22 protein-coding genes, 2 tRNA genes and 2 pseudogenes are annotated in these 24,132 nt (G+C 67.3%); 17 read left to right on the forward strand and 9 right to left on the reverse strand.

Going from position 1 to position 24,132, the window contains the following annotated elements; translation table 11 throughout:
• Position 1 precedes the first annotated feature (1 nt).
• Complete coding sequence (locus AC1RRR_RS22845) at positions 2-1,447, reverse strand: NAD(P)-dependent oxidoreductase (RefSeq protein WP_492816392.1); 1,446 nt, start codon at positions 1,445-1,447, stop codon at positions 2-4.
• A 228-nt stretch (positions 1,448-1,675) separates the two neighbouring features.
• Between AC1RRR_RS22845 and AC1RRR_RS22850 the strand changes: the two genes are divergently transcribed.
• Positions 1,676-2,479 carry an undecaprenyl-diphosphate phosphatase gene (locus AC1RRR_RS22850; protein ID WP_492816394.1) on the forward strand — a complete coding sequence of 268 codons (804 nt, stop codon included), beginning with the start codon at positions 1,676-1,678 and terminating at the stop codon, positions 2,477-2,479.
• A 41-nt stretch (positions 2,480-2,520) separates the two neighbouring features.
• On the opposite strand, the pseudogene AC1RRR_RS22855 reads toward AC1RRR_RS22850, so the two are convergent.
• A pseudogene (locus tag AC1RRR_RS22855) lies at positions 2,521-2,592 on the reverse strand (hypothetical protein); the annotation flags it as partial.
• 11 nt (positions 2,593-2,603) lie between these two features.
• Positions 2,604-3,569, reverse strand: coding sequence for a complex I NDUFA9 subunit family protein (locus tag AC1RRR_RS22860; RefSeq protein WP_492816601.1), 966 nt, complete (start codon positions 3,567-3,569; stop codon positions 2,604-2,606).
• Positions 3,570-3,735: 166 nt separating this feature from the next.
• Here AC1RRR_RS22860 and AC1RRR_RS22865 point away from each other — a divergent pair.
• The 10 genes and pseudogenes from AC1RRR_RS22865 (at position 3,736) to AC1RRR_RS22910 (ending at position 11,138) form a co-directional block, all read left to right on the forward strand.
• A tRNA-Leu gene (locus tag AC1RRR_RS22865) sits at positions 3,736-3,822 on the forward strand.
• A 190-nt stretch (positions 3,823-4,012) separates the two neighbouring features.
• Positions 4,013-4,630: a ribonuclease D gene (locus tag AC1RRR_RS22870; RefSeq protein ID WP_492816396.1), complete on the forward strand. Its 618-nt coding sequence runs from the start codon at positions 4,013-4,015 to the stop codon at positions 4,628-4,630.
• Positions 4,597-5,257, forward strand: a pseudogene (gene lptC / locus AC1RRR_RS22875) (LPS export ABC transporter periplasmic protein LptC). The gene AC1RRR_RS22870 and the pseudogene lptC overlap by 34 nt, the downstream one beginning before the upstream one ends.
• A gap of 62 nt (positions 5,258-5,319) precedes the next feature.
• Complete coding sequence (locus AC1RRR_RS22880; protein ID WP_492816398.1) at positions 5,320-5,880, forward strand: LptA/OstA family protein; 561 nt, start codon at positions 5,320-5,322, stop codon at positions 5,878-5,880.
• Positions 5,881-5,892: 12 nt separating this feature from the next.
• The gene (lptB, locus tag AC1RRR_RS22885; protein ID WP_492816400.1) at positions 5,893-6,651 is read left to right on the forward strand and encodes an LPS export ABC transporter ATP-binding protein; all 759 of its coding nucleotides are present in this window, start codon (positions 5,893-5,895) and stop codon (positions 6,649-6,651) included.
• Positions 6,652-6,855: 204 nt separating this feature from the next.
• A complete protein-coding gene (rpoN, locus tag AC1RRR_RS22890; protein WP_492816402.1) occupies positions 6,856-8,349 on the forward strand; it encodes an RNA polymerase factor sigma-54 in 1,494 nt (497 codons plus the stop codon).
• 52 nt (positions 8,350-8,401) lie between these two features.
• On the forward strand, positions 8,402-9,016 hold the full coding sequence (locus AC1RRR_RS22895) for an exopolysaccharide biosynthesis protein (protein WP_492816404.1): 615 nt from the start codon (positions 8,402-8,404) through the stop codon (positions 9,014-9,016).
• Between the two features lie 63 nt (positions 9,017-9,079).
• A complete protein-coding gene (gene hpf, locus AC1RRR_RS22900; protein ID WP_492816406.1) occupies positions 9,080-9,712 on the forward strand; it encodes a ribosome hibernation-promoting factor, HPF/YfiA family in 633 nt (210 codons plus the stop codon).
• An 88-nt stretch (positions 9,713-9,800) separates the two neighbouring features.
• Complete coding sequence (gene ptsN / locus AC1RRR_RS22905) at positions 9,801-10,265, forward strand: PTS IIA-like nitrogen regulatory protein PtsN (RefSeq protein ID WP_492816408.1); 465 nt, start codon at positions 9,801-9,803, stop codon at positions 10,263-10,265.
• Between the two features lie 99 nt (positions 10,266-10,364).
• Complete coding sequence (locus tag AC1RRR_RS22910; RefSeq protein ID WP_492816410.1) at positions 10,365-11,138, forward strand: helix-turn-helix domain-containing protein; 774 nt, start codon at positions 10,365-10,367, stop codon at positions 11,136-11,138.
• A 52-nt stretch (positions 11,139-11,190) separates the two neighbouring features.
• Here the strand turns inward: AC1RRR_RS22910 and AC1RRR_RS22915 are convergent, their stop codons facing one another.
• The 4 genes from AC1RRR_RS22915 to AC1RRR_RS22930 form a co-directional block, all read right to left on the reverse strand.
• Complete coding sequence (locus AC1RRR_RS22915) at positions 11,191-11,460, reverse strand: DUF1150 family protein (RefSeq protein WP_354068258.1); 270 nt, start codon at positions 11,458-11,460, stop codon at positions 11,191-11,193.
• Positions 11,461-11,543: 83 nt separating this feature from the next.
• Positions 11,544-11,972: an Hsp20 family protein gene (locus AC1RRR_RS22920; RefSeq protein ID WP_492816413.1), complete on the reverse strand. Its 429-nt coding sequence runs from the start codon at positions 11,970-11,972 to the stop codon at positions 11,544-11,546.
• Positions 11,973-12,141: 169 nt separating this feature from the next.
• Positions 12,142-12,217: transfer RNA gene (locus tag AC1RRR_RS22925), tRNA-Ala, on the reverse strand.
• Between the two features lie 229 nt (positions 12,218-12,446).
• A complete protein-coding gene (locus AC1RRR_RS22930) occupies positions 12,447-12,914 on the reverse strand; it encodes a TIGR02300 family protein (RefSeq protein WP_492816415.1) in 468 nt (155 codons plus the stop codon).
• 117 nt (positions 12,915-13,031) lie between these two features.
• On the opposite strand from AC1RRR_RS22930, the gene aroA reads away from it, so the two are divergent.
• The 6 genes from aroA to mscL all read left to right on the forward strand — a co-directional run bounded on the left by aroA (position 13,032) and on the right by mscL (position 19,905).
• A complete protein-coding gene (gene aroA / locus AC1RRR_RS22935; RefSeq protein ID WP_492816417.1) occupies positions 13,032-14,363 on the forward strand; it encodes a 3-phosphoshikimate 1-carboxyvinyltransferase in 1,332 nt (443 codons plus the stop codon).
• A 2-nt stretch (positions 14,364-14,365) separates the two neighbouring features.
• Positions 14,366-14,998 carry a (d)CMP kinase gene (gene cmk / locus AC1RRR_RS22940; protein WP_492816603.1) on the forward strand — a complete coding sequence of 211 codons (633 nt, stop codon included), beginning with the start codon at positions 14,366-14,368 and terminating at the stop codon, positions 14,996-14,998.
• 158 nt (positions 14,999-15,156) lie between these two features.
• Complete coding sequence (rpsA, locus tag AC1RRR_RS22945) at positions 15,157-16,866, forward strand: 30S ribosomal protein S1 (protein WP_492816419.1); 1,710 nt, start codon at positions 15,157-15,159, stop codon at positions 16,864-16,866.
• Positions 16,867-17,025: 159 nt separating this feature from the next.
• Complete coding sequence (locus AC1RRR_RS22950) at positions 17,026-18,990, forward strand: DUF3857 domain-containing protein (protein ID WP_492816421.1); 1,965 nt, start codon at positions 17,026-17,028, stop codon at positions 18,988-18,990.
• Between the two features lie 117 nt (positions 18,991-19,107).
• Complete coding sequence (locus AC1RRR_RS22955; RefSeq protein ID WP_004617135.1) at positions 19,108-19,398, forward strand: integration host factor subunit beta; 291 nt, start codon at positions 19,108-19,110, stop codon at positions 19,396-19,398.
• 84 nt (positions 19,399-19,482) lie between these two features.
• Positions 19,483-19,905: a large-conductance mechanosensitive channel protein MscL gene (mscL, locus tag AC1RRR_RS22960; RefSeq protein ID WP_492816424.1), complete on the forward strand. Its 423-nt coding sequence runs from the start codon at positions 19,483-19,485 to the stop codon at positions 19,903-19,905.
• 7 nt (positions 19,906-19,912) lie between these two features.
• Here mscL and AC1RRR_RS22965 read toward each other — a convergent pair whose 3' ends face one another.
• Both AC1RRR_RS22965 and AC1RRR_RS22970 read right to left on the reverse strand, forming a co-directional pair.
• The gene (locus AC1RRR_RS22965) at positions 19,913-21,142 is read right to left on the reverse strand and encodes a flavin monoamine oxidase family protein (RefSeq protein WP_492816426.1); all 1,230 of its coding nucleotides are present in this window, start codon (positions 21,140-21,142) and stop codon (positions 19,913-19,915) included.
• 34 nt (positions 21,143-21,176) lie between these two features.
• Positions 21,177-24,035, reverse strand: coding sequence for a M16 family metallopeptidase (locus AC1RRR_RS22970; protein WP_492816428.1), 2,859 nt, complete (start codon positions 24,033-24,035; stop codon positions 21,177-21,179).
• Positions 24,036-24,132 lie beyond the last annotated feature (97 nt).

Genomic DNA, 24,132 nt, shown 5'->3' on the forward strand with positions numbered 1-24,132 from the left:
CTTATTCCGCCGCGATCAGCGCGGAGCTGACCTTGGCCTGCAGGTAACGGTGGATGGCGTCGGCGGCGTCGCGGCCGTCCTTGATCGCCCAGACCACCAGCGAAGCGCCGCGCACGATGTCGCCGGCGGCGAACACGCCGTCCAGATTGGTCATCTGGTTGCGGACGTCGGCCTTGACCGTACCCCAGCGGGTGACCTTCAGGTCCGGCGCCGACCAGGATTCCGGCAGGTTCTCGGGCTCGAAGCCCAGGGCCTTGACCACCAGTTGGGCCGGACGGTCGAAGTCGCCGCCGGGGATTTCCTCGGGGCTCTGGCGGCCCGAGGCGTCCGGAGCGCCCAGGCGCATGCGGATGGCGCGCACGCCGGTGACGGCCTCGGCCTCACCCGACAGGGCGCGCGGAGCGGCTAGCCATTCGAAGGTGACGCCCTCTTCCTCGGCGTTGGCCACTTCGCGCATCGAGCCGGGCATGTTGGCCTTGTCGCGGCGATAGAGGCAGGTGACCGAGCTGGCGCCCTGGCGGATGGCGGTGCGCACGCAGTCCATGGCGGTGTCGCCGCCGCCGACCACGACGACGTCCTTGCCGTCAGCGTTCAGCAGGCCGGACTCGATCTCCGGCACGGTGTCGCCCAGGTCCTGGCGGTTGGAGGCGATCAGGTAGTCCAGCGCGGGCACCACGCCCTTGCTGCCGCCGCCCGGCACGGTCAGGTCGCGCGCGGCATAGACGCCAACGGCGATCAGCACCGCGTCGTGCTTGGCGCGCAGGTCTTCCAGGGAGGCGTCCTTGCCGACCTCGAAGCCCAGCTTGAACTCCACGCCGCCATCGGCCAGGCGCTTCGTGCGGCGCTCGACGACGTCCTTCTCCAGCTTGAAGCCGGGGATGCCGTAGATCAGCAGGCCGCCGGCGCGGTCGTGGCGGTCATAGACGGTGACATCGTAGCCGGCTTCGCGCAGCTTCTCGGCGGCGGCCAGGCCCGCGGGGCCCGCGCCGACGACGCCGACCGACTGGCCGAGGGCCGGACCGGCCACCAGCGGCTTCACCCAGCCGTTTTCCCAGGCCTTGTCGGTCAGGTAGCGTTCGACCGAGCCGATCGTCACGGTGCCGTGACCCGATTGCTCGATAACGCAGTTGCCTTCGCACAGGCGATCCTGGGGGCAGATCCTGCCGCAGACTTCCGGCATGGAATTGGTCGCCTGCGACAGGGCGTAGGCTTCTTCCAGGCGGCCCTCGGCCGTCATCCGCAACCAGTCGGGGATGTTGTTGTGCAGCGGGCAGTGGGTCTGGCAGAACGGCACGCCGCACTGCGAACAACGCGAGGCCTGCTCGTTGGCCTTGGCGTCGATGAAGTCGGCATAGATCTCGTGGAAGTCGCCCGAACGCTCGGCGGCCGCACGCTTTTCAGGCGTCTTGCGGGCCACCGTCGTGAATTTCAGCATGCGTTCGGCCATGCGACTTTCCCCGTATCTCCCGAAGGAGAAAAATTGCTCTCGCGGGCCTCATACGGACTCTTTGGGGCAAGAAGAATGTGGTGGTCAAAATAGTAGACCGATATATCCCTGTTTTGGACGTGGGCTTTGAGATCGACTCGCAAGAGAACCTCGATATAGTCCACTTTGTGGATTTACGACCTATTTACCGTGTCGGGCGCACGCCAGGACCGGGTTTGGAGCGGAAAAATGCCTGACTGGTTGAGCGCCATCATTCTGGGTCTGGTCGAGGGGCTGACGGAGTTCATTCCCGTCTCCTCCACCGGCCATCTGCTGCTGGCCAAGGAGGCCATGGGGCTGAAGGATCCCAGCTGGGACACCTTCATCGTGCTGATCCAGCTGGGGGCGATCCTGGCGGTGGTGGCCCTGTACTTTCAGAAGCTGTGGGGCGTGCTGATCGGCCTGCCGACCAAGCCCGAGGCGCGGCGTTTCGCGCTCAGCGTCATCGTCGCGGTGATCCCGGCCTTCGTCGCGGGCCTGCTGCTGCACGACGTGATCAAGAAATTTCTGTTCGAGAGCCCGCTGATCATCTGCTGGTCGCTGCTGATCGGCGGGGTGATCCTGCTGTTCATCGACCGCAAGGCCCCGGCGGCCGTCGATCACGACGCCATGAACCTGCCGCTGCACAAGGTGCTGATCGTCGGCCTGTTCCAGTGCCTGTCGCTGATCCCGGGCGTCTCGCGCTCGGGTTCGACCATCGTCGGCTCCATGCTGTTCGGCATCGAGCGCCGGGCGGCGGCCGAGTTCAGCTTCTTCATGGCCATCCCGATCATGGTCGGAGCCTTCGCCCTGGACGTCTACAAGAACCGCGACGCCCTGGACGCTGGCCATATCGGCATCGTCGGCATCGGCTTTGTCGTATCGTTCCTGTCGGGCCTGGTGGTCGTGAAGTACATGCTGGACTTCATCGGCAAGCGCGGCTTCGCCCCGTTCGCCTGGTGGCGGATCGTGGTGGGCGTCGGCGGCCTGGCGGTGCTGTACCTGCACCACTGATAGACCCTCTCCCCAGGGGAGAGGTGTCGGCTCGAAGAGACGACGGAGAGGGAAGCGGCCGGCTCGGCATCACTTCCCCCTCCGGCCTTCGGCCGCCTCCCCCGCTGGGGGGGGATCTAGTTTCTTAGAACGCGCCCGCCGGGGTCTCGGCGTACTGGCCACCCTTGCGATAGCGGTAGAGGTAGGTCGGGACCACGGCCTCGACGCTCGTGCCGATCACGCCGGCCTCGGCCAGGCCCGGCAGGCCGTGCTCGGCGACGTTGTCGGTCTTCAGCATCTCGACCTGGTCCGACGTCAGCGGCGGGGCCCACGGGATCACCGAGGCTTGCAGGTCGCCCAGCGAGCCGATCAGCGAGGCGATCGGCCAGGGCAGCGGGGCGAGCGGCTTGTTGCGGCCGGTCTCGGTCAGGATCAGCTGCAGGACTTCGCGCATCGTGTAGACGGTCGGACCGCCCAGCTCGTAGGTGACGCCCACGGCGGCCGGATTGGTCGCGGCCTTGGCGATCACGGCGGCGACGTCGGCGACGAACACCGGCTGGACGCGGGTCTCACCGCCGACCAGCGGCATGATCGGCGCCAGGGTGGCGATCTGGGCGAACTTGTTGAAGAACCGGTCGTCGACACCGAAGACCAGCGACGGACGCACGATCGTCGCGCCCGGGAAGGCGGCGCGCACAGCGGCTTCGCCCTCGGCCTTGGTGCGGTAGTACTTGGATTGGCTGTCGGCGTTGGCGCCCAGGGCGCTGACCTGCACGAAGTGCTTCACACCGGCCTTGGCGGCGGCCTGGGCCACGTTCTGGGCGGCCATCACGTGCAGCGACTGGAACTTCTGGCGGCCGCTCTCCCAGAGCACGCCCACCAGGTTCACGCAGGCCTCGGCGCCGTCCAGGGCGCGGGCCACCGAAGCTGGGTTGCGGACATTGGCCTGGACCACTTCGATCTGGCCGACATCGCCCAGCATGCGCATCTTGTAGGCGAGGTTGGGCTGGCGCACGGCCACCCGTACGCGATGGCCCGCCTTGGCGAGCGCCCGCACGACCTGGCCGCCCACGAAACCGGAGCCGCCGAACACCGTGACCAGACCTTGCATCTTCATTCCTCGTCGCCTGCGGTGACCCCACCGCGATAAGGGGGAATTAGACGACGCGGGGCTCGTTCGCAAGAAATCACGCTTTGTCGATTTTTGTCTGTTGACGGCGTCAGAAGCTTTCCCTAAACGTCCCGGCCTCGCAGCGACCTACCCGGTTGCGCAGCGGGCCCAGGTGGCGGAATTGGTAGACGCGCTGGCTTCAGGTGCCAGTGACCGAAAGGTCGTGGAGGTTCGAGTCCTCTCCTGGGCACCACCCCTTATCAGCTTCATTTGAAGCGGGGGTGGCGCCAAACTTCCCGATGGCGATATCGCCGACGGTTGATGGTCTGGCGGATAGATATCCCGTTCATCGTGAGTATAAGTGTCACGCGCTTCTATCGAGCGCGTGGTTCGTCGCGTTCGCGCGCGGACGCGCCCGACTCTTCGCCGGAGATTTCTGAGACTTGGCCAATTTTGTTCACGAGGGCGATCTGCCCGCCGACGTCTTCGCCGGCGCTACCGTCATTGCGATCGATTCGGAGACCATGGGCCTGCGCCTGGGTCGTGACCCGCTGTGCGTGGTCCAGCTGTCGTCGGGCGACGGCGACGCCCATGTGGTGCGCCTGAATCGCGCGACCTACGACTGCCCGAACCTGAAGGCCCTGCTGACGAATCCGGCCGTCCTGAAGCTTTTTCACTTCGGGCGCTTTGATATCGCCATGTTCGAACTCCATCTGGGAGTCGTGACCGCGCCCGTCTATTGCACCAAGATCGCCTCGAAGCTGGCCCGGACCTATACGGACCGCCACGGCCTGAAGGACGTGACGCGCGAACTGTTGGGCGTGGAGCTGTCCAAGGTCCAGCAGTCGTCGGACTGGGGCGCGCCCTCGCTGAGCGCCGACCAGGTCGCCTACGCCGCCTCGGACGTGCTGCACCTGCACGCCCTGCGCGACAAGCTGAACATCATGCTCGAGCGCGAAGGCCGGATGGGCCACGCGCAAGCCGCCTTCGACTATCTCCCCCACCGCGCCTCGCTGGACCTGGCCGGTTGGGAGGAGATGGACATCTTCGCTCACGCATAACCAGCCATGCACTCCGCCGCGGCCATTTCCGAACGAACGCTGAGCGCCGATCTCGCGCGCTGGCGCCGTCGTTCGCGCCGCGTCCTGGCTGCGCGGATCATCCTGCCGATCGCGATCGGCGGCCTGGTCCTGATCGTGGCCACGCAGGTCGGCTGGCGCACCTACATGGCCGCGACCCATCCGCCGACCGAGGCCAAGACCGAGATCCGCCTGATCACGCCGCGCTTCTATGGTCAGTCGACCGAGGGCCGCAGCTTCATGATCACCGCGCGCTCGGCGATCCGCGACGACAACGACCCGCGCCGCATCATTCTGGACGACCCGGCCCTGACCCTGGACCTGGGCTCGCCGACGCCGACGCGGATGACCGCCAAGCACGGCGTCTATCGCCAGGACGACTTCAGCCTGGCCTTGAAACAGGATGTCCGGATGGACGACGGAGCGGGTTACCGCTTCGCGTCGGAAGGCGCTTTCGTGAATACCCAGACGGGCGACGTGACGGGCGAAACCACGATGAACGGCGAAGGTCCCAGCGGACAGGTGCAATCCAGCGCCTACTCCGTATATGACAAGGGCGATCGCATCGTTTTCCGGGGCGGGGTTCGCGCGCGGTTCGAACGGCAGTAAAGACAATCAATGGCGCAGGTTCGCTCGTGACGCGAACCGCGACGGATGAGGACATGGTTCTGATGAAGCGATGGACGGCTGCGGCGATGACCGCGTTGATCCTGGCCAGCTCGGCCGGTGCGGCTAGCGCCCAGGTGGGCGACTCGAGCGCGCCGATCGACGTGTCCGCTGATCAGCAGGAAACGATCAACAGCAAGTGCATCACGATCTTCCGCGGCAACGTGGAGATCCTGCAGAACCGGTCGCGCCTGCGGGCCCGGCAGGTGACGGTGTACAGCGCCCGCAAGTCCACGGCCGACAACGCCAATGCCTGCGGCAACGCCCAGCGCATGGAAGCCGAGGGCAGCGTCTATCTGGTCAGCGACCAGCAGCAGGCTCGCGGCGACCGAGCCGTCTACACCTTCGACAACAACATCGCCGTCGTCACGGGCGACGTGGTGCTGGTCAAGGGCAAGGACGTGGCGCGCGGCGACCGCCTGACGGTCAACACCAAGACCAACGACGCCAAGCTGGAATCCAACAGCACGGGTCGCGCCGCGCCCAAGCGGGTGCGGGCCGTCTTCTATCAGGACGAGAACAAGACCGCGCCGGCCGCGGCCGATACGCCCGCCGCTCCGCGCTAGGACCCTGTCTTCATGACCCTGACCTCCAACGACATGGACGGCCTGTTCGTCGATTCCGTGGGCAAGTCGTTCGGCGACCGTCCGGTCGTCAAGAACGTCTCCCTGCGTCTCAAGCGCGGCGAAGTCGCGGGCCTGCTGGGTCCCAACGGCGCCGGCAAGACGACCTGCTTCTACATGGTCACCGGCCTGATCGCCGCCGACTACGGCGCGATCTATCTGGACGGCGAGAACATCACCGCCCAGCCGATGTTCCAGCGCGCCCGCCTCGGCGTTGGCTACCTGCCGCAGGAAGCCTCGATCTTCCGGGGCATGACGGTCGAGCAGAACGTCATGGCCGTGGTCGAGATGCGCCAGAAGGACCAGCGCAAGGCGCGTGAGCAGGTCACCAGCATCCTGGAAGAACTGCGCATCACCCACATCCGCAAGTCGCCCGCCGTCGCCCTGTCGGGTGGTGAGCGTCGCCGCGTGGAAATCGCCCGCGCCCTGGCGTCCGAGCCGTCCTTCATGCTGCTGGACGAGCCCTTCGCCGGCATCGACCCCCTGGCCATCGCCGACATCCGCGAGGTGGTCGGCTACCTGAAGGGTCGCGGCATCGGCATTCTCATTACCGACCACAATGTGCGCGAGACGCTGGACATCATCGACCGCGCCTCGATCATCCACGCCGGTGAAGTTCTGTTCGAAGGTTCGCCGCGCGAGATCGTCGACAATCCGGAAGTTAAGCGCGTCTATCTGGGCGACAGCTTCAGCGAGCCCCGCCTCGGGGATTAATTGGCGCAGGGGTGGGCAAAAATAGCCTGCGTCACCCCTCCGCACCCGGATCAAGTGCTTGTCCCGCAAGGGCTAATAGCTCTGGCATGATATTTTCCGGGACGGAACGTCGCACCGGCCCGGATATTGCAGGCGTTGGCGACCCGTTAACCAAACAGGCCCTTCAATGGCGATCGAAGTTTTTCGATTTGTCAGGAGGGCGCATTGGCGCTCAGCCACCGCCTCGAGATCCGTCAGGGTCAGGGCCTCGTCATCACCCCGCAGCTGCAGCAGGCTATCAAGCTGCTGCAACTGTCGAACATCGAGCTCGACGCTTTCGTCGAGCAGGAGCTGGAGCGTAACCCGCTCCTGCAACGCGATGAGGGCGAGTCCGAACCGGCCAAAGAGGTCGAAAGCGAACGCGACGTCAGCCTGACCCAGCTGGACGCCGTGGCCGACACGACGGCCGGCCGCGAGATGGACGCCCCGCACGAAGACGTCTCGCCCGGCGAACGCGCCACGGGCGACGGCGCCGAGGCCGAACACGCCGGCGGCCAGATCGACTGGTCGCGCGCCGGCGGCGGCGGCTCGTTCGAAGGCGACGAGGGCTATGAGAGCGCCCTGACCGACGTTCCTACCCTTTCCGCTCACCTGCGCTCGCAACTGGTCCAGGCGGCGCTGTCGCCGGCTCGCAACGCCATCGCCGAGATCCTGATCGACGCCGTCGACGAGGGCGGCTACCTGCGCCTGGACGTCATCGAGCTGGCCGCGCGCCTCGGCTGCAAGCTGGAGATGGTCGAGGAGACCCTGGCTATCCTGCAGGGCTTCGAGCCCGTCGGCGTCTTCGCCCGCGACGTGCGCGAGTGCCTGGCGCTGCAGCTGAAGGACCTGAACCGCTACGACCCCTGCATGGCTGCCATGCTCGACAATCTCGAGCTCTTGGCCAAGCGCGACATGGCGAGCTTGCGCCGCCTCTGCGGCGTGGACGACGAAGACCTGCGCGAGATGGTCGCCGAGATCCGGTCGCTGAACCCGCGTCCGGGCGCGGCCTATCATAGCGAGCCGGCCGAGACCCTGGTGCCCGACGTCATGGTCCGCGAGGGCCTGGGCGGCATGTGGCACGTCGAGCTGAACACCGACACCCTGCCGCGCGTGCTGGTCGACCAGCGCTATCACGCCCGCATTTCCAAGGGCGCGCGCACGGATCAGGAAAAGACCTTCGTCTCGGACTGCATGGCCACGGCCAACTGGTTGGTGAAGAGCCTGGACCAGCGCGCCAAGACCATCCTGAAGGTCTCCAGCGAGATCGTCCGCCAGCAGGACGGCTTCCTGGCCTTCGGCGTCGAGCACCTGCGCCCGCTGAACCTGAAGACCGTCGCCGACGCCATCGGCATGCACGAGAGCACGGTCAGCCGCGTCACCTCCAACAAGTACATCGCCACCCCGCGCGGCGTGTTCGAGCTGAAGTTCTTCTTCACCTCGGCCATCCAGTCGTCGGAAGGCGGCGAGGCCCACTCGGCCGCCAGCGTCCGTCACAAGATCAAGGGCCTGGTCGACGCCGAGAAGACCGAGGCCCAAGTGCACTCCGACGACGCCATCGTCGAAATTCTCAAGGCCGCCGGGGTCGACATCGCCCGCCGGACCGTGGCCAAGTACCGCGAAGCCATGCGGATCCCGTCGTCGGTCGAACGCCGTCGTCAGATGAAGGAAGCGGTCTAACGCTCCTCTCCCGCTTTTTTGGGCCGCGTGTTTCGTGGCGGTGGGAACAGTTGTGATGAGCGAAAAAAGTCTGGCGGACGTGATCGAGGGCTTCGGCGAGGATGCTCGTCCCACGCTTACGGTCGGTCAGATGCTGGAGGCGTTCGAGAGCCGGGCTTTCGGGGCCATGCTGCTGGTCTTCGGGTTGCTGAACTGCCTGCCCTTGCCGCCGGGCTCCTCGACCCTCCTGTCCCTGCCGATCCTGTTCCTGGCCCCGCAGATCGCCATGGGGGCCGAGACGCCGTGGCTGCCACGCGGCCTGATGGAAAAGCCCCTGAAGCGCGCCGACCTGCGTGGCCTGTTCAAGCGCCTGGGTCCGATCGTCCGCAGCATGGAACTGGTCACCCGTCCGCGCCTGCGACCGATGTTCGCACCTCTGGGCGAGCGGGCCATCGGCGTGGTCTGCACCTTGCTGGCCCTTGTGCTGGTTCTGCCCATCCCGCTGGGCAACCTGGCGCCCGGCGCGACGGTCGCGGTTTTGGCGCTCGCTCTGCTGCAGAGGGACGGCGTTCTGGCGCTGTTGGGCTACCTGATGGCGCTGGGCAGCGGGGCTCTGCTGTTCGTCAGCGCGCACGTTGTCGTGATGGCCGTGCGCAAGCTTCTGGGCGTGTTTTCAGGTCTCGTCTGAGGTCGTCCACAGGCCTTTAAAGCGCCGCTTGACACCCGACTTGGACAGGCGCGTTGTATCGATATGCAAGTCCAAGTCTCCGGCAAGCATGTCGACGTTGGTGAGGCTCTGCGAGTGCGAGTCTCCGACGAAATCGCCCTGAGCATTGGGAAATACTTCGATCGCGGCGGTAACGCCGAGGTCGTGGTCAGCAAGGAGGGCTACGCCTTCCGTGTCGATTGCTCGGTAAAATTGGCTTCGGGCCAGCAGCTCATCAGTCATGGATCGGGAGGCGACGCACACGCGGCGTTCGACTCCGCCCTGTCCAAGATCGATACGCGCATCAGGCGCTACAAGCGGCGGCTGAAGAGCCACTCCGAGGCGGCCACGGCCAAGCAGGTCGAGAACGCCGCGATGTTCGTCCTCAAGGCTCCCGAAGTCGAAGAGCACGAAGAACACGACTGGGACGTGGAGGCTGACCACCCGACGGGCGCGCCCGCGGCGATGGTCATCGCGGAGACACAGGCCGCGGTGAAGACGATGACCGTTTCCATGGCTGTCATGGAACTGGACTTGACCGCTTACCCGGCAATCGTGTTTAGGAACGCCGCCCACGGCGGATTGTCCGTGGTGTACCGGCGTCCAGACGGGAATATCGGCTGGATCGACCCCGAACGCACGAAGTCGCTAAACGGGCACGGGTCAACCGCGAGCTAATCCGACCATGGCATGGTGGGATGGCGTCGTCGGCGGACCCCCGACGGCGACGCCAAGGCGGTCGACAACGAGCGAGCGTTAGAAGTCCATGACCATTGGCGATCTTCTGGACCCCGGAGCGGTGGCGCTGCGCGCTGGCGCTCCTGGCAAACGCCAAGCCCTTTCGATGGTCGCCGACGTGGCGGGCCGCGTGCTCGGCCTCGACGTCGATGCGGTCCTCGAAGGCCTGGTTGATCGTGAAGCCGCCGGCTCGACCGGCGTGGGCGAAGGTGTCGCCATCCCGCACGCGCGTGTGGACGGCCTGGATCGTGTCCGCGCCGTCGTGGTGCGCCTGGATGCGCCCGTGGCCTTCGACGCCCTCGACGACAAGCCTGTCGACCTCCTGGTGGCCCTGTTCGCTCCTCGCGAAGCCAATGCCGCGCACCTGCGCGCCCTGGCCCGCGTCGCGCGGATGATGCGCCAGCCCGAAATGCGGGCGGCCCTGCGCCAGGCCCGCTCGGCCGACGCCCTCCACGTGTTGCTGACCCACGAAGCGACCAGCACGGCGGCGTAGGGGGCTTAAGGCCCGACGTCACGACCGTCCGTTCAACCTGTAGCGGTTTGCAGCCTGTGCCCCTAACCTATCCACCTTGGGTTGGAGGGGCGTGCGGCGATGCAGGGGCGTGTTCACACTCTCAGTGAGCGTGAGAAGCAGACCTTGCGGCTCCTGCTCCGGGGCCATGACGCCAAGTCGGCCGCCACGGCGCTCGGCCTGTCCGTCCATACGGTGAACGAGCGCCTGCGCGAGGCGCGGCGCAAACTCGGCGTCGGCAGCAGCCGGGAAGCCGCCAGGCTGCTGGCGCAGGCCGAGGACCCAAATTTCTCGGGGGACAAGCTTTTGGGGGTCGCCGCCGCGGCGCTCCCGGGCCGAGACCATGACGCATCCGATAACCCGCCACGGAGGACGCAGGCCTCCGCGTGGCTCTTTCGAGGGATGGTCATGTTGGCGATAGTCGCGGTGGTCGTGTTGGCGACGGTGATGCAAGGCGATGGCGGGATGAAACCGGCCGTGACGCCGGTGGCGTTGTCCACGTCGGTCAGCGCGTCGGACAAGGCGAGCGCGGCGACGGCGGAGGCCTGGGCGAAGCTGCTGGACGGGCAGCGGTGGGGCGAGAGCTGGAAGACGTCCGCGCCCTCGTTCCGGTCCAAGATCACCGAGGCCGGCTGGGTGTCGATGGTCCAGCCGCTGCGCGCTCAGCTTGGATCCGTGTCGTCCCGTTCCCTCAAGAGCATCCAGAGCACGACGACGCTGCCAGGCGCGCCGGACGGCGACTACAGGATCGTGCAGTTCGATACGGCCTTCGCCAACAAGTCCGACGCGGTCGAAACCGTGGTGCTGGCCCGCGAGGGGACGGCTTGGGTGGTGGGCGGCTACTTCATCCGCTGAAGCCGGCGGCGAGCGTCCTGAAGGCTTCCAGGGCGCTCGCTGAGGCGGTGACCTAGTGCACCGACACCGGGGCCAGTTCGTGGGCCAGGGCGGCGGCGATCGCCGTGTCGCGGTCGATCATCACCGCCAGGCGAGCGCCGTCGGCGCGGCACACGGCGTAGAGGGTCTGGTCAGGCGCCAGGTTGAAGTCCTCCACGCCTTCCGGGACGTCGGCCAGGATCTCGGCGGCCTTGATCGGCCGGACATAGACGAGATCGGGCGCGCCGAGGGCCGCGAAAGCTTCGCTCGTGAAAAGCGGGTTGTGGTGGGTGTTGGGCGTCATGATGACCACCTCCTTGACTAGGGAACGCGCCTCTCACCGGCCGGTTCAGCGCCGGGCCGGAAGGGGCGGGTTCCGCGCGGCGTTCAGCCCGCGCTGCGAATGGGAATTCTTTTAACGAGACGCTCGGGTTCCGGGCGCGCCAGGTCGATGTGCAGCAGGCCGTGCTCCAGGGTCGCTGCGGTCACTTCCATGCCCTCCGCGAGGACGAAGGTGCGCACGAAGCCCCGGGCGGCGATGCCACGGTGCAGGAAGGCCCGCTCGGCCTCGGAACGGCTGCCTTCGCTATCGCGCTTGCCGGCGACCACCAACTGGCCGCCCTCGACCGTCACCTGCAGCTGCTCGGGCGAAAAGCCGGCGACCGCCAGGGTGATGCGCACGCCGCCGTGGTCGGCCTGCTCGACGTTGTAAGGCGGATAGCTTTCCGAGGCGGCCTTGGCGGCGCGCTCGATCAGGTCTCGGGTGTGTTCGAAGCCCAGCAGAAAGGGGCTGTCGAACATGATGGTCCGGTTCATCGCGAAGTCCTCGCTCAAGCGACTTCGTTCGCGGAGAAAAGCCCGAGGACCGGCGCCGATCCCCACGACACGGATCCAGAAATGGCGACCGTGACCGGACGGTTCAAGAGGATGGAGAAAGTTGGGTCCAGAAATGGACAAGGCCCGGACGTTTCCGTCCGGGCCTTGATGGTGGAGCTAAGCGGAGTCGAACCGCTGACCTCTTGAATGCCATTCAAGCGCTCTACCAGCTGAGCTATAGCCCCAAAATTTCTTCGAGAACCTTGCGGTAACTCTCGGAAATCATTGGTCTCTTCGGCGTTTCCGACTTGCGTCGCCCTCCGAAGAGGCGCGGAAACTAGTCCGGGATTTTTCGGGGATCAACCCCCTTCGCGAACTTTTTTCGAGAAAAGTGTCGCACCCCGGAAAACCCCTGTGGATAGCCGGTTTCAGAAGCCCGAAACCGGCTATCCACGAAGGGATCACTCCCGACGATTAGTCTTCGTCGCCCTCGCCGGGCAGACCTTCGATCTCGTCGTCGAGATTGTCGTCGTCGTCCTCGTCCTCCAGGAACGGAACGTCGTCGGCTTCGTCTTCGGCGAGGTCTTCGTCCTCGGCGAAGTCGACGCCTAGGTCGTCACCGCCCGCGGGCGTGACGCCGGGTTCAGCGTCCTCATCGTCGGTCTCGACGACATCCGCCTCGGCGGCCTCGTCGATTTCCGGCGTTTCGTCGGCTTCGTCCTCGTAGCCGTCCGGCTCCTTCGGAGCGGGGGCTTCCTTTTCGTCCTCAGCGTCATAGTCCGGCGTGATCGAACGCGCGCGGACACGACGGGACTTCAGCGCCTCTTCCGGGTCGAACTGCTCACCACACTTGGGGCAGACGGCCGGACGGCGGTTGAGGTCGTAGAACTTCGATTGGCAGTTGGGGCAGATTTGTTTTGCGCCCAGGTCGGGATTGGCCAATTGGCGACCCTTTGATCCGGATGGGAAAAGCGGCCGGTCACTTGCCATGGCGTGAGCCCGCTGTCAAAAGCAAACCCCTTCGCGAAAACCACCAAGTACTAAGGAGCCGGTTTCGGCATGTCGTCGGCTGGATTAAAGAGCGCACCCGCAGGCGCTCTGCGAGGGATCGTGCGGGCCCCGGGCGACAAGTCCATTTCCCACCGATCGATGATCCTGGGCGCGCTGGCGTCTGGCACCACGACGGTGGAAGGCCTGCTGGAAGGCGACGACGTTCTCGCCACCGCGCGGGCCATGCAGGCCTTTGGCGCGCGGATTGAGCAGGAAGGCGTCGGTCGCTGGCGCATCGAAGGCAATGGCGGCTTCCAGGAGCCCGTCGACGTGATCGACTGCGGCAACGCCGGCACCGGCGTGCGCCTGATCATGGGCGCGGCCGCCGGTTTTGCGATGTGCGCCACGTTTACTGGCGATAGCTCGCTGCGCGGCCGTCCGATGGGCCGGGTGCTGGATCCGCTGGCCCGCATGGGCGCGACCTGGCTGGGCCGCGACAAGGGCCGCCTGCCCCTGACCCTGAAGGGCGGCGCCCTGCGCGGCCTGAACTATACCCTGCCCATGGCCTCGGCCCAGGTGAAGTCGGCCGTGCTGCTGGCCGGCCTGCATGCCGAGGGCGGCGTCGAGGTGATCGAGCCGGAAGCCACCCGCGACCACACCGAGCGCATGCTGCGCGCCTTCGGGGCCGAGGTGATTGTCGAGGACCGCGTCGTCGGCGAAAAGACCTTCCGCCACATCCGCCTGCCCGAAGGCCAGAAGCTGACCGGGACCCACGTGGCGGTGCCGGGCGACCCGTCGTCGGCGGCTTTCCCGCTGGTGGCCGGCCTGATCGTCCCCGGCTCGGAAGTGACGGTCGAGGGCGTGATGCTCAACGACCTGCGCACCGGCCTCTTCACAACGCTGCAGGAAATGGGCGCGGACCTGGTGATCTCGAACCAGCGCGTGGCCAGCGGCGAGGAGGTCGGCGACATCACCGCCCGCTATTCCAAGCTCAAGGGCGTGGTCGTCCCGCCCGAGCGCGCGCCGGCGATGATCGACGAATATCCGATCCTGGCCGTCGCCGCCGCCTTCGCTGAAGGCGAGACGGTGATGCGCGGCGTCGGCGAGATGCGCGTCAAGGAAAGCGACCGCATCGCCCTGACCGCCAACGGCCTGAAGGCCTGCGGCGTCCAGGTGGTCGAGGAGCCGGAAGGCTTCATCGTCACCGGGAACGGCCAACCGCCCAAGGGCGGCGCGACCGTGGTCACCCACGGCGATCACCGCATCGCCATGAGCCACCTGATCCTGGGCATGGCCGCGCAGGAGGCCGTCGCGGTCGACGAGCCAGGCATGATCGCCACCAGCTTCCCGGGGTTCTCCGACCTGATGCGCGGCCTGGGCGCCACCCTGACCGAGGCTTGAGCATGGGCTTCGTGATCGCCGTCGACGGGCCGGCCGCTTCGGGCAAGGGCACGATCGCCTCGCGCCTGGCGGCGGCCTATGGCCTGCCGATGCTGGACACCGGCCTGCTTTATCGCGCCGTCGGGGTGCGGATCCTGGCCGCCGGCGGCGATCTGGACGATCCCGCCTTCGCCGAAGACCAGGCGCGCGGCCTGACCCTGGCCGAGCTGGAAAAGCCGGAGGTGCGCACCCGCGCCGCCGGCGAGGCCGCCAGCCGCTGCGCCGTGCATCCGGGCGTGCGCAAGGCCCTGTTCGACCTGCAGCGCGCCTTCGCCACCCAAGAGGGCGGCGCGGTGATCGACGGCCGCGACATCGGCACGGTCATCGCTCCCGAGGCGCCGGCCAAGCTCTATGTCACCGCGAGCCCGCAGGTCCGCGCCGACCGCCGCTGGAAACAGCTGGTCGGCCAGGGCGAAAACGTCACCTTCGACGAGATCCTGGCCGATATCCGCAAGCGCGACGAACGTGACGGCGGCCGCAAGGACGCGCCGATGACGCAGGCCGCCGACGCCGTCTTGCTCGACACCTCTGAAATGAGTATAGAGCAGGCCTTCGATGCGGCCCGCCGTATCGTCGAGGACGCGCGCGCCCGCTAAAGAGCCTTCAGGTTCTGGGCAAATCCACCGCCGACCTCGCCGCGATAGAGAGAAATCGCGGGATCGCAGAAAACCCAATTCATCCGGAATCCCGAGAACCGCTTTCTCCAGCGGCGCTCATCGCAGGGCTTCCCCCAACCTAGAGACTAAAGATCAGCATGGCTGACGATATGAGCTTCAACCCGACGCGCGACGATTTCGAAGCGCTGCTGAACGACTCGATGGGCGGCCGCGACTTCGCGGAAGGCACCGTCGTCAAAGGCAAGGTCGTCGGGATCGAAAAGGACTTCGCCATCATCGACGTCGGTCTGAAGACCGAAGGTCGCGTCCAGCTGAAGGAATTCGGCGTCGACGAGAACGGCAAGGCCACCATCAAGACCGGCGACACCGTCGAAGTCTTCCTGGAACGCCTCGAAAACGCGATGGGCGAAGCGGTCATCAGCCGCGAAAAGGCCAAGCGCGAAGAAGCCTGGACCCGTCTGGAAGGCGTCTACGCCCGCAACGAACCCGTCATGGGCGCCATCGTCGGCCGCGTGAAGGGTGGCTTCACCGTCGACCTGGGCGGCGCCTCGGCCTTCCTGCCGGGCTCGCAAGTCGACATCCGTCCGGTCCGCGACGTCGGTCCGCTGATGGGCAAGGAACAGCCCTTCGCCATCCTCAAGATGGACCGTCCGCGCGGCAACATCGTCGTCTCGCGTCGCGCCATCCTGGAAGAAGCCCGCGCCGAGCAGCGCACCGAACTGGTGTCGCAGCTGCAAGAGGGTGAAATCCGCGAAGGCGTCGTCAAGAACATCACCGACTACGGTGCGTTCGTTGACCTGGGCGGCATCGACGGCCTGCTGCACGTCACCGACATGAGCTGGAAGCGCGTCAACCACCCGAGCCAAGTGCTCGCCGTGGGCGACACCGTGAAGGTCCAGATCGTCAAGATCAACCCGGACACCCAGCGCATCAGCCTCGGCATGAAGCAGCTGCAGTCGGATCCGTGGGATGGCGTTGAAGCCAAGTACCCGGTCGGCGCCAAGTTCACGGGCCGCATCACCAACATCACCGACTACGGCGCTTTCGTGGAGCTGGAAGCCGGCGTTGAAGGCCTGGTGCACGTCTCGGAAATGTCCTGGACCAAGAAGAACGTCCACCCCGGCAAGATCGTCTCGACCTCGCAGGAAGTCGACGTCGTCGTGCTGGACGTCGATCCGTCCAAGCGCCGCGTTTCGCTGGGCCTGAAGCAAGCCCTGGCCAACCCGTGGGAAGCCTTCGTTGAGGCTCACCCGGTCGGCTCGTCGGTCGAAGGCGAAGTCAAGAACGCGACCGAATTCGGTCTGTTCATCGGCCTCGACAACGACATCGACGGCATGGTGCACCTGTCGGACATCGACTGGAGCGTCCCGGGCGAAGAAGCCATGGCGCGCTACAAGAAGGGCGACGTCGTCAAGGCGAAGGTCCTGGATGTCGACATCGAGAAGGAACGCATCTCGCTGGGCATCAAGCAGCTGGCTGGCGACCCGATGTCGGGCGACACCTACCGCAAGAACCAGACCGTGACCGTCACCGTCACGGAAGTCACCTCGGGCGGCATCGAAGTTCGCTTCGGCGAAGACGACGCCCCGATGACCGCCTTCATCCGCAAGTCGGACCTGTCGCGCGATCGTCAAGAGCAGCGTCCGGAGCGCTTCGCCGTGGGTGACCGCGTCGACGCTCAGATCACCAACATCGACAAGGCGGCTCGCCGCGTGTCGCTGTCGATCAAGTCGCTGGAAATGGCCGAAGAGAAGGAAGCCATCGAGCAGTTCGGCTCGTCGGACTCCGGCGCTTCGCTGGGCGACATCCTGGGCGCCGCTCTCCGCGAGCGCGCTTCCAAGGAATAGTCTTCACGCTCCTTGTGAGTTTGAAGTCAGCGGCGGCCGGAGCAATCCGGCCGCCGTTTTCTTTTGCGAGCCAAGGGGGCTGGAGCAATCCAGCCACCGTTTTCTTTTGCGAGAAAGACTGCCAAGACTAGCCTGAGGTTGAGTTTGGGGGGGCTTGGCGTGCGGGTTTGGAAGACGGCGGCGTTTGCCGCGGTATCGGTTGTGGCGCTGGCGAGCGCCGCGTGGGCCGACGACAAGCCCAGCTATGGCCCGCCCGCGGCCTGGGTGAACGTCGCCGATGTCCCGGCCGTGCCGGACGCGGCCCAGGCCCCCGCCATCCAGGCCGTGCTCGACGACAGCCAGTCCCTGCTCGGCAAGGACGGGCTGGACTACTACAACCGCCGCATCGCCAAGGTGCTGAAGCCCGAGGGGCTGTCGTCGGGCTCACGCTCGATCACCTGGGAGCCCAGCCGCGACAAGGTCACCCTGCACGGCTTGGCGCTGATCCGCGACGGCCAGCGTATCGACCTGCTAAAGAGCGGCGAGGACGTCCTGGTCCTGCGTCGAGAGAAGGACCTGGAGAAGGCGGTGCTGGACGGCCGTATGACGGCGACGATCCAGCTCAAGGACCTGCGGGTCGGCGACATGATCGACTGGTCCTACAGCATCGAGCGGCGCGACCCGATTTTGGGCCCGCGCGCCAGCGACTTCGAGCGCATGGGCTGGGCCGGCGCGATCGGCCGCCATCGCGTGCGGATGCTGTGGCCCGACGGCGTGCCGCTGACCTGGAAGGCCACGCCGGGCTTCCCCGACCCGAAGATCGGCAAGGCGGGCGAGCTGAATGAGCTGCTGGTCGACCAGACGGGCACGATCGCGCCCAAGCCGCCGGCCGGCGCGCCGCTGCGCTTCCAGCGGGTGGGCGAGATCCAGGCCACCACCTATCGCGGCTGGGCCGACGTCGTCGCGCCGATGGCGCCGCTGTACGCGCAGGCCATGACCCTGAAGCCGGACTCGCCGATCAAGGCCGAGATCGCCGCCATCGCCGCCGCCAGCCCCGATCCCAAGGTCCGCGCCTTCAAGGCTCTGCAGCTGGTCGAGGACAAGACCCGCTATCTGCTGCTGTCCATGGGCGACGGCGGCTACAAGCCCGCCTCGGCCGACGAGACCTGGGCGCGACGCTTCGGCGACTGCAAGGGCAAGACGGTGCTGCTCCTGGCCCTGCTGAAGGGCTTGGGCATCCGGGCCGAGCCCGTCGTGGTCTTCGCCAGCCCCGCCGCCGACGGCCTGGACCAGCGCGTGCCGTCTGCCAGCCAGTTCAACCACGTGCTGGTCCGCGCCTTCATCGACGACAAGCCCTACTGGCTGGACGGCACGCGCACCGGTGACCGGGGTGGTCTCAGCAGCCTGGCCGCGCCGCCGTTCCTGTGGGGCCTGCCGATCAAGGCGTCGGGCGCGATGCTGGAGCCGATCGTGCAGCAGGCGCCCAGCCGGCCGGACCTGGACGCGGCCATGCGCCTGGATGCTTCGGCGGGCCTGGACAAGCCGGCCAAGTCGGTCGTGACCATGATCATGCGCGGCGACTCGGGCCGGCAGATCGCGCGGCTGATCGAAAGCGCGCCGCGCGCCGACATCGAGCGCAATTTCCGCCAGAGCTTCTCGGCCTCCAACAGCTGGCTGAAGATCGAGACCCTGGACTGGGCGGTCGCCGACGACGGCGCCGTCACCATGACCATCGGCGGCACGGCCGACATGGACTGGCGGCTGAACGACGATGTCGGCCTGTTGGAATGGCGCCTGCCGATGTCGGGCTCGGGCAAGGCCGCCCAGTTCCCGCGCCGCGAGCCCGGCCCCAATGCCGACGCGCCGTTCGCCACGCCATTCCCCAGCTTCAAGAAGGCCCTGATCGAGGTGACCCTGCCCGGCGGCGGGGCCGGCTTCACGGTCAAGGGGCCGGTCTATAGCGGCCGGGTCGCCAATATCGACACCACGCGGGTCGCGCAGATGGAGGGCGGCAAGGCGGTCTTCCTCGAGGCCGACCAGAGCGCGGGTCGCGAACTGCCGTTCGACCAGGCCGAAGAGGCCAACAAGGTGCGCCGCCGGCTGGCCGACCAGCCTCTGATCATCCGCGCGCCGAAGGCTTCTTGAGGGTGGCGATTAACCGAACCTCGTTCGAGAATCACACGCAACCCCTTGAAGACTCAGCCGTCGTTGGGCAAAGGTCCGCTCGCGCCTTTCTCCTCCAGGGGCGTTCCGGGGATATCGATGATCAAGTCTGAACTCATCGCCAGGCTCGCGAATGAAAATCCGCACCTGACGCAGAAGGACGTCGAACGCGTAGTCGGCGTGATCCTGGAGCGTATGATCGGCGCGTTGGAAGACGGCGGCCGCGTAGAACTGCGTGGCTTCGGGGCCCTGTCGGTCCGCTCGCGTCCCGCCCGCACCGGCCGCAACCCGCGCACCGGCGAGGCCGTCGAGGTCCGCGCCAAGCACGTGCCGTTCTTCAAGAGCGGCAAGGAACTGCGCGCCCGCCTCAACGCCGACGGCGACGAATAACAACAATCGTACGCTGGGGTTGACCCTGGCCGGCGAACGCCCTCAGCCTTTGCGCCTTGTTTTTAAGGCAGCGAGGGATCTGTCATGAGCGTCGTCAAGGAATTCCGCGAGTTCATCTCGCGCGGCAACGTCATCGACCTGGCCGTCGGCGTGATCATCGGCGCGGCCTTCAACGGCATCGTCAAAAGCCTGGTCGACCAGGTGATCATGCCGCCGATCGGCCTGCTGACTGGCGGCCTCGACTTCTCCAAGCTGGAATGGGTGCTCAAGCCCGAGAATCCGGCGACCGAGGCGATCGAGAAGGTGTCGATCCAGTACGGCGCCTTCATCAACACCCTGATCCAGTTCTTCATCGTCGCGGCCGTGGTGTTCCTGCTGGTCAAGGCGGTCAACAGCATCCGCCGCGCCGACGCCGCCGAACCCGCGCCCTCGGCCCCGCCGGCCCCGACCCCGGAAGAAAAGCTGCTGACCGAGATCCGCGACCTGCTGGCCAAGCCGGCTAAGTAAGGCCCCCTCAAACGAGAGAAGCGATCGCCGCCCGCGCCGCCGCCTGGCCCGTCAGCCAGGCGCCGTGGGCGGTGGAGAAGAAGTTGGGGCTGCAGGCCTCGCCGGCGAAGAACAGGCGCTGCTCGACCGGCGCGGCCAGCACCGCCCGCGCGCCGGCATGGCCGGGCAGGGCGTGGGAATAGGAGCCGCCGGCGAACGGGTCGGCGGCCCAGTGGGTCTCGGCGATGACATGGACCTTCGAGCGGGTGCCCGACCCGTAGACGCCGACCAGCCCCTCGACGGCGAAGGCCGCCGCCGCGCCTTCGCCCTGGCCTTCCAGAGAGCGGGCGTGGGCGCCGCCCAGGAACACCTCGATCATCGGCTTGTGCAGCGGCCGCAGGTGATAGGCCCCGGTCGCCGTGGTGTGCGGGTCGCTATAGAGCTGGGTCTCGGCTTCGAACATCTCCGGTTCGTCCAGCCGCAGGAACACCTTGTCGGCCAGACCCAGCGGCAGGCCGGCGGCGGCGTCCAGCTTGTCGGGCAGGGCGGGCATGAAGCGCAGGGCGCCCTGGGCCAGGATCGTGGTCGGCACGCAGATGATGACCGCGCGGGCGGAGACCGTGCCCAGCGCCGTCTCCAGCGCCACGCGCGGCCCGTCATGGCGGATCATGGTGACCGGGCACGACAGGTGCGTCGCCAGCTTGCCGCCCAGGCCGGCGATGGCCGTGCCGTAGCCCTCGGTGACCCGCCAGTTGACCTCGGTGTCCTCGTAAGCCGCGTAGTCGTGCAGCGAGACCTGGTCGAACTCGGCCCCGTTGTAGAAAGCGCTGAAGGCGTTCAGCAGCGGGTTCCAGGGGCTGCCCGGATCCAGCAGATCCGAGGCCGGGCGATCGGGGCCGCCGTCGCGGGCCGCCGCTTCGATGCGGGCGTCCACGGCCTGGAAGGCTTCGCCAAACGCGGCGCGCTCTTCGCGGGGGAAGACCGGGTTGTCGGCGATATTGGCCCAGGGCGGCGGGGTCTTGTCGACCGTCAGGCCCAGGGCCTCGACGCGTTCCACCAGCGGGTTCTGGTCGGCCGAGTGCAGCCACTCGCAGCCCAGGTCGATGGGGCCCAGCGAGGTGTCGATCGTATGGGCCCGGCCGCCCAGGCGGTCGCGGGCCTCGAGCAGGATTCCGGAGAGACCGCTGGCGGCCACGGCTTCAGCGGCGGCGAGCCCGGCGGCGCCGGCGCCCACGATCGCGATGTCGACCTCGTCCATGAGACCTCATCGGATCGTGGGACCAATACTGCGCCTACTTTTGCAGGCTGGCCGCGTCGAGGTCCAGCTTGTCGGCGGCGATCACCGTGGCGCCCGGCGCGGCCTTGGTCAGGTCCTCGCCCATGGCCTTGGCGTCGCCGGCGACGATGACGCTCATCTGGGCCGGATCCAGGTTGGTCTTGGCGAAGGCCTGGACCTCAGCGGGGCTCACCGCCTCAACTTTGGCGGCGTAGCTCTGGATCTCGGTCAGCGGCACGCCGTAGACGGCCAGGTTGCCCAGGATGTTGGCCAGGCCCTCCGAGGTGCCCAGGTCACGGCCAAAGCCGCCGACCAGCACCGACTTGCGCGCCGCCAGTTCGCCGGCCGAGGCCGGCTGCGCGCCCAGGCGGGTCAGTTCGGCGCGGGTCAGGGTGACGACCTCGCCGGCCGACGGGTTCTTGGTCTGCACCCGGGCCGAGAAGCCGCCGAAGCGGCCTTGCGGCGTCAGGCTGGAGCCGGCGCCGTACGACAGGCCGCGCTTGATGCGGATCTCCTGGTTCAGGCGCGAGGAATAACCGACGCCCAGCACCGTATTGGCGACAATGCCCTGGTAGTAGCTGGGATCGGCGCGGGTGATGGCCGGCTTGGCCAGGGTCACGGCCGCCTGGCCGGTGCCGGGCAGGTCGATCACCAGGTTGCGCGGCTTGTAGCCCGTGGGCGCGGCCGGGGCGGCGGGCGGCGGCGAGGCGGGTTTCTTCCAGCCGCCGAACGCCTTCTCAGCCAAAGCAAAGCCCGCCTGCGGCGTCAGGTTGCCGGTCAGCACCAGCACCGCATTGTCCGGACGCCAGTAGGCGGCGTGGGTCTTGGCCAGGTCCGTGCGCTTGACCTTGGGCAGCGAGCCGGGCGTGCCGCCGGCCACGTGGCCATAGGCGCTGCCGGCATAGAGCACAGGGCCGACCGCGTAGCTGGCCAGGCTGCCGGGGCGCTGATAGGCGACCGACAGGCTGTCGAGGGTCTCGGTGCGGACGCGGTCCAGCTCCTCGGTCGAGAAGGCCGGGTGCTGGGCGACGTCGGCCATGATGGCCATGGCCGGGGCGGCGTTGTTCGCCGTGACGCTGAGGGTCAGGGAGGCGGCCTCCCAGCCCGAACCGGCTTCCAGATTGGCGCCCAGGGCCTCGGTCTCGCGGGCGATCTGGGTCGCCGAGCGGCTGGTGGTGCCTTCGGTCAGCAGTTCCGAGGTCAGGCTGGACGTGCCGGCCAGGCCCGTGGGGTCCGAGCTGGCCCCGCCCTTGACGGTCAGGTCGGCGGTGATCAGCGGCAGGTCGCTGGACTTGGCGACGATGACCCGCAGGCCGTTGGCCAGGGTCTTTTCGGCGGGGGTCGGCAGCACCGCATCGATCGGGGCGGCGACGGCCGGGATCTTCTCGCGCTCGCCTTCCGGCGCCAGGACGGTGACCGGGCCGTCGTACTTCACCGAAGCGACCTTGGGGATCGCCGGCGTGGCGTCCTTCTCGCCGGCCGGTTTATCCTTTTCGGCCAGGTAGCGGATCACCGTGCGGCGGTCGTCGGCCAGGTACTTCTTGGCGACGCGCTGGACGTCGGCGGCGGTGACGGCTTGCAGCTTGGCCAGGCTGGTGTTGGCGGCGGCGGGATCGCCTTCGGTCTCCAGCGCGTAGCCGATGGCGAAGGCGCGGCCGTCGATCTCCTCGCGGCGGCGGACGGCGTCGGCCAGCAGCCCGGCCTTGGCTTCAGCAAGTTCGGCGGGCGTGACGAGGCCGTCGCGGACGCGGGCCACCTGGGCGCGCAGGGCCGTCTCGCCCTGGGCCACGGTCTTGCCGCCAGCCATGATGGCGCCGACGTAGAACAGGCCCGGCTGGGCGTTGTTCGGGGCGCTGGAGAACACCGACTGGGCGATCTTCTGGTCGTAGACCAGGCTGTCATAGAGGCGCGAGGACTTGCCGGCCGACAGCACCGCGTCCAGCACGGTCAGGGCCGGGACGTCCTTATCGGCGGCGGCCGGGGCCAGCCAGGTGATGGCCAGGGCCGGCAGCGGCACGTTGGGGCCGTAGGTGTTGATGCTCTTGGGGCCCGTGCGGGCCGGCTCGACCGCCGTGACCTTGGGGATATCCCCCGCCGGCTTGGCGATCGGGACGAAGTACTGGTCGATCAGCGCGTCCAGCTTGGCCTGGTCGAAATTGCCGACGATGATCAGCGCCGCATTGTCGGGCCGGTAGTAGGTGCGGTGGAACGCCCGCACGTCGTCCACGGTGGCCGCGTCCAGCTCCTCGATCGAGCCGATGCCCGGGCGCTGGTAGGGGTGGGTGTTGTACGACTGCTGCGGGATCGACAGCGCGAAGAAGCGGCCATAAGGATCGGCCAGGACGCGCTGGCGCAGCTCTTCCTTCACGACGTCGCGCTCGGAGGCGAACACCGATTCGTCGATGACCAGGGACTTGAGGCGATCGGCCTCGGCCCACAGCAGGCGCTCCAGGTGGTTGGCGGGCACCACCTCGTAATAGTTGGTGAAGTCGTCCCAGGTCGACGCGTTGTTGAAGCCGCCGACGTCCTCGGTCAGGCGGTCCAGCGTCTCGTTGGGCATGTTGCGCGTGGCCTTGAACATCAGGTGTTCAAAGAGGTGCGCGAAGCCCGAGCGACCGTGCGGATCGTCCTTGGAGCCGACGCCGTACCAGACCTGCACCGAGACGTTCGGGGTCGTGGTGTCGCGCGAGGTCAGGACCTTCATGCCATTAGGCAGGACACGCTGCTGGTAGACGATCGGCGGGACCGCGATCGACGAAGCCGCCGGCGCGGCGGGCTTCGGTTTGGCCTTCGTCGCCGCCATGGCCACGGGCGACAGCGCCGTGGTCGAGAACAGGGCGGCGGCTGCGAGGGCCAGCTTGGCGGTGCGGATCATTGCGCGAAGATCTCCGAAAGTCGTGGGCGCGACCCTAGCACCGCCGCCTCGCCGGTAAACCTTACCGAGCTGTCATGTCACCGGAACCGAATGGCGC

It is taken from the genome of Caulobacter sp. GW821-FHT12D05, from assembly GCF_058807295.1.